Here is a 3,482-nt window from a genome sequence, read left to right as displayed (position 1 = left end):
GATCAAGAAGCCGCAGAAGAACGACTTGCACCCAACGATGAAGCCGGTGGAACTCGTCGAGCGGGCGATCCGAAACTCGAGCCGCCCTGGTGATGTCGTACTGGACCCCTTCGGCGGTTCGGGCACGACGCTGATCGCCGCGGAAAAGTCCGGCCGCATCGCCAGGCTGATCGAGCTTGATCCGAAGTACGTGGATGTGATCGTGCGCCGCTGGCAGGACTGGACGGGCCAGCAGGCCACCCGCGAGGCGGATGGCGTGGCGTTCGATCAGGCGGCGTCCTGCTCGATGATTCTGTAGACGCGCTCGCCGCCCTGCGGCTTGTCCGACGCGATGCTCAGGCCCAGTTTCTTCTTGAGCGCTCCGGCCAGGGCGCCGCGCACGGTGTGCGCCTGCCAGCTGGTGGCTTCCATGATCTGGCGGATCGTGGCGCCCTCAGGACGCCGCAGCATCGCGATCACCTGCGCCTGCTTGCTGTCGGCACGGGTGCGACGCGGCGCATCGTCCTTCGCCTGCGTCCACGTGGCTTCGGCAGCGGTCACGGCCGCCTCCAACTCGGGATCGCTCGCAGCGGTTGCCTGCTCCGCGTTGGCGATGATCCGATCGAGCTGGGCTTCGAACGAGCCCACGCGCGATGTCTTCGCGCCCGGGCGTGGCAGCCCCAGGGCGGCGTAGCCCTCGGCGGCGACGAACCAGTCGGTCCCCGCGGGGGCGATCAGGGAACGGTTGGCGAGGCCGCCCAGCACCTTCTGGCGCGCTGCGCCTTTGATGTGCTCGGGGAACCAGTCGATCTTGCCGCCAGTGTGCTCGATGGCGTAGGCCAGGATGGCGTGCTGGGCCGGGGTCAGGTTGGTGGTGGTCATGGGCTTGCTCCTTCGCAGGGGTGGATCGGGTGACGGGATGAATGCGCTGTTCGGGGCCCAAGCCAAGCGTTTCTGCTTGGCATGGGCCTTTCGCAATCAGCGGTTGGCCTCATCCGGCGACTTGGCACGGCGACCTTGTTCGAGTCCCGCGCTGAAGGCCGCCTCCAGCGCGGCGCGGATGTTCCACACCGCCAGGTCGTGGAAATCCAGGCTGTCCGAGTGGCGGGTTTGCAAGGTCTCGATGCCGAGATGCTGCTGGGCGATCTGGGTCAGGAGGGTGTCGATGGGGTGCATGGCGGGTTCCTCTCGGTGTGGTTGGCGTGACGTGATGAACGCGCTGTTCGGCAGTGAAGCCAAGCGCTTTCTGCTTGGCTTCACGCGATGAGTCAGGCCTTGCGCAGCACCGCGATGCCGGCTTGCGCGAGTTCCAAGGCCGCGGCATGGAACGCCATCTCGCCGATCCAGGGGGCGGCGCGGGCGTCGTCGAGCAACTGGTCGATGACCGGCCTGGCCTTGGCGCGCATCGCCGCGCAGGCGGCCTCCAGGTCGTCGCGGCTGGCGGCCGCCACCTCGGTGCGGCAGCTGCGCACCAGGATGGTCAGCGCCGCTTCGGCCAGCTTCGTGGCCAGGGTATCGAGAGTGTTGGCGTTCATCGGGGATCCTTTCGATGGTGGTTGGCGTGCCGTGATGAACGCGCTGTTCCCGAGGAAAGCCAAGCTCGATGTGCAGGAATGACGAACAAATGATTGAAGAAGGTGACGATGGGTCTTTCCATTCGCGCCTACGCGCGCCACCGGGGCGTGTCGCACGTGGCCGTGAAAAAGGCCATCGACACCGGGCGCATCACGACGCTTGCCGACGGCACGATCGACCCCGAGACGGCCGACGCGCAGTGGGCGCGCAACACCGTGCAGCCTCGGCGAACGCCTGAGCCGCAGAAGTTCGATACCAAGAAGCCGCAGGCCCGTCCCGAGCGCGAGATCCCCGACCCCGTCCCCCCGCCGTTGCCGACTGGCGGCACGTCGTTGCTGCAGGCGCGCACGGTCAACGAGGTGCTCAAGGCCCAGCTCCACAAGGTGGAGCTGGCGCAGCGCAAGGGCGAGCTCGTCGACCGCGCGCAGGCGGTGGCGCATGTGTTCAAGCTCGCGCGCACCGAGCGCGATGCGTGGCTGAACTGGCCGGCGCGCATCTCGGCGCAGATGGCCGCACGGCTTGGCGTCGAGCCCCACGCGCTGCACGTGGCGCTGGATGCGGCCGTGCGCGAGCACTTACAGGAATTGGGCGAACTGCGGCCACGCGTGGACTGACGATGATCGAGTACGACGGCGCCGACGCGATCGAGCGCGCCTGGCGCGAAGGGCTCACGCCCGATCCGCTGCTGACGGTCTCCGAGTGGGCCGACCGCCACCGGGTGCTGTCCAGCAAGGCCTCGAGCGAGCCGGGGCGCTGGCGCACGAGCCGCACGCCTTACTTGCGCGAGATCATGGATTGCCTGTCGCCCACTTCGCCCATCGAGCGGGTGGTGTTCATGAAGGCCGCCCAACTCGGCGCCACGGAGATGGGTTCGAACTGGATCGGCTACGTGATCCACCACGCCCCCGGGCCGATGATGGCGGTGTGGCCCACGGTGGAGATGGCCAAGCGCGCCTCCAAGCAGCGCATCGACCCGCTGATCGAGGAGTCGCCGGTGCTCTCCGAACTCATCGCACCGGCACGCAGCCGGGATTCGGGCAACACGATCCTGGCCAAGGAGTTTCGCGGCGGCGTGCTGGTGATGACCGGGGCCAACAGCGCGGTGGGCCTGCGCTCGATGCCGGTGCGGTATCTGTTCCTCGACGAGGTGGACGGCTATCCGCTCGATGTCGAGGGTGAAGGCGATGCGATCTCGCTCGCCGAGGCGCGCACCCGCACCTTTGCCCGACGCAAGATCTTCATCGTCTCGACGCCCACCATCGCGGGGTCCTCGGCCATCGAACGCGAGTACGAGGCCAGCGACCAGCGCCGCTACTTCGTGCCCTGTCCGCACTGCGGCCACCGGCAATGGCTGCGTTTCGATCGGCTGCGCTGGGAGAAGGGCCGTCCGGAGACGGCGGCCTACGTCTGCGAATCCTGCGAGGCGCCCATTGCCGAGCACCACAAGACCTGGATGCTCGAGCACGGCCAGTGGCGCGCGACGGCGCAGGGCAAGACGGCGGGCTTTCACCTGTCGTCCCTGTACAGCCCGCTGGGCTGGCGCGCCTGGCGCGACATCGCCGCGGCCTGGGAGGCGGCGGTCAGCAAGGAAACCGGGTCGGCTGCGGCGATCAAGACCTTCAAGAACACCGAGTTGGGTGAGACCTGGGTCGAGGAAGGCGAAGCCCCCGACTGGCAGCGCCTGCTGGAACGGCGCGAGGATTACCGCATCGGCACGGTGCCCGCAGGCGGCCTGCTGCTGGTCGGCGGCGCCGACGTGCAGAAGGATCGCATCGAGGCCTCGATCTGGGCCTTCGGGCGCGGCAAGGAATGCTGGCTCGTCGAGCACCGCGTGCTGATGGGCGATACGGCCCGCGATGCGGTGTGGCAGCGCCTGGCCGAGCTGGTCGCCGAGACCTGGACGCACGCCTCGGGCGCGGCGATGCCGC

Annotated in this window: 6 protein-coding genes; 3 read left to right on the top strand and 3 right to left on the bottom strand. The window is 68.3% G+C overall.

Annotated elements, in window-relative coordinates; genetic code table 11:
* On the top strand, positions 1-298 hold a 298-nt coding region (locus ACK42S_RS16625), incomplete at its 5' end, for a DNA-methyltransferase (RefSeq protein ID WP_409710138.1).
* Here the strand turns inward: ACK42S_RS16625 and ACK42S_RS16620 are convergent.
* From ACK42S_RS16620 to ACK42S_RS16610, 3 genes are all read right to left on the bottom strand, one after another.
* The gene (locus ACK42S_RS16620) at positions 268-861 is read right to left on the bottom strand and encodes a DUF3489 domain-containing protein (RefSeq protein ID WP_409710135.1); all 594 of its coding nucleotides are present in this window, start codon (positions 859-861) and stop codon (positions 268-270) included. The two genes, ACK42S_RS16625 and ACK42S_RS16620, sit on opposite strands and share 31 nt — an antisense overlap.
* Before the next feature lie 96 nt (positions 862-957).
* On the bottom strand, positions 958-1,155 hold the full coding sequence (locus ACK42S_RS16615) for a DUF6900 domain-containing protein (RefSeq protein WP_241924176.1): 198 nt from the start codon (positions 1,153-1,155) through the stop codon (positions 958-960).
* A gap of 92 nt (positions 1,156-1,247) precedes the next feature.
* The gene (locus ACK42S_RS16610) at positions 1,248-1,514 is read right to left on the bottom strand and encodes a hypothetical protein (protein WP_009518247.1); all 267 of its coding nucleotides are present in this window, start codon (positions 1,512-1,514) and stop codon (positions 1,248-1,250) included.
* 108 nt (positions 1,515-1,622) lie between these two features.
* On the opposite strand from ACK42S_RS16610, the gene ACK42S_RS16605 reads away from it, so the two are divergent.
* Both ACK42S_RS16605 and ACK42S_RS16600 read left to right on the top strand, forming a co-directional pair.
* Positions 1,623-2,168 (top strand): elements of external origin, encoded by a 546-nt coding sequence (locus ACK42S_RS16605; RefSeq protein WP_241924200.1) that lies wholly within the window; start codon positions 1,623-1,625, stop codon positions 2,166-2,168.
* A 2-nt stretch (positions 2,169-2,170) separates the two neighbouring features.
* Positions 2,171-3,482: phage terminase large subunit family protein (locus ACK42S_RS16600; RefSeq protein ID WP_409710131.1), on the top strand; the 1,312-nt coding region annotated here is incomplete at its 3' end.

The organism is Caldimonas sp. (genome assembly GCF_046289365.1).
Classification (GTDB): Bacteria; Pseudomonadota; Gammaproteobacteria; order Burkholderiales; family Burkholderiaceae_C; genus Caldimonas.
The sequence above is the reverse complement of the archived record's forward strand: the minus strand, read 5'-3'. Positions and strand labels throughout refer to the sequence as shown.

Bases quoted from the DNA above. Each gene is read 5' to 3' on its own strand.
- ACK42S_RS16620 (WP_409710135.1), bottom strand. From the start codon at position 861: ATGACCACCACCAACCTGACCCCGGCCCAGCACGCCATCCTGGCCTAC.
- ACK42S_RS16615 (WP_241924176.1), bottom strand. From the start codon at position 1,155: ATGCACCCCATCGACACCCTCCTGACCCAGATCGCCCAGCAGCATCTC.
- ACK42S_RS16610 (WP_009518247.1), bottom strand. From the start codon at position 1,514: ATGAACGCCAACACTCTCGATACCCTGGCCACGAAGCTGGCCGAAGCG.
- ACK42S_RS16605 (WP_241924200.1), top strand. From the start codon at position 1,623: ATGGGTCTTTCCATTCGCGCCTACGCGCGCCACCGGGGCGTGTCGCAC.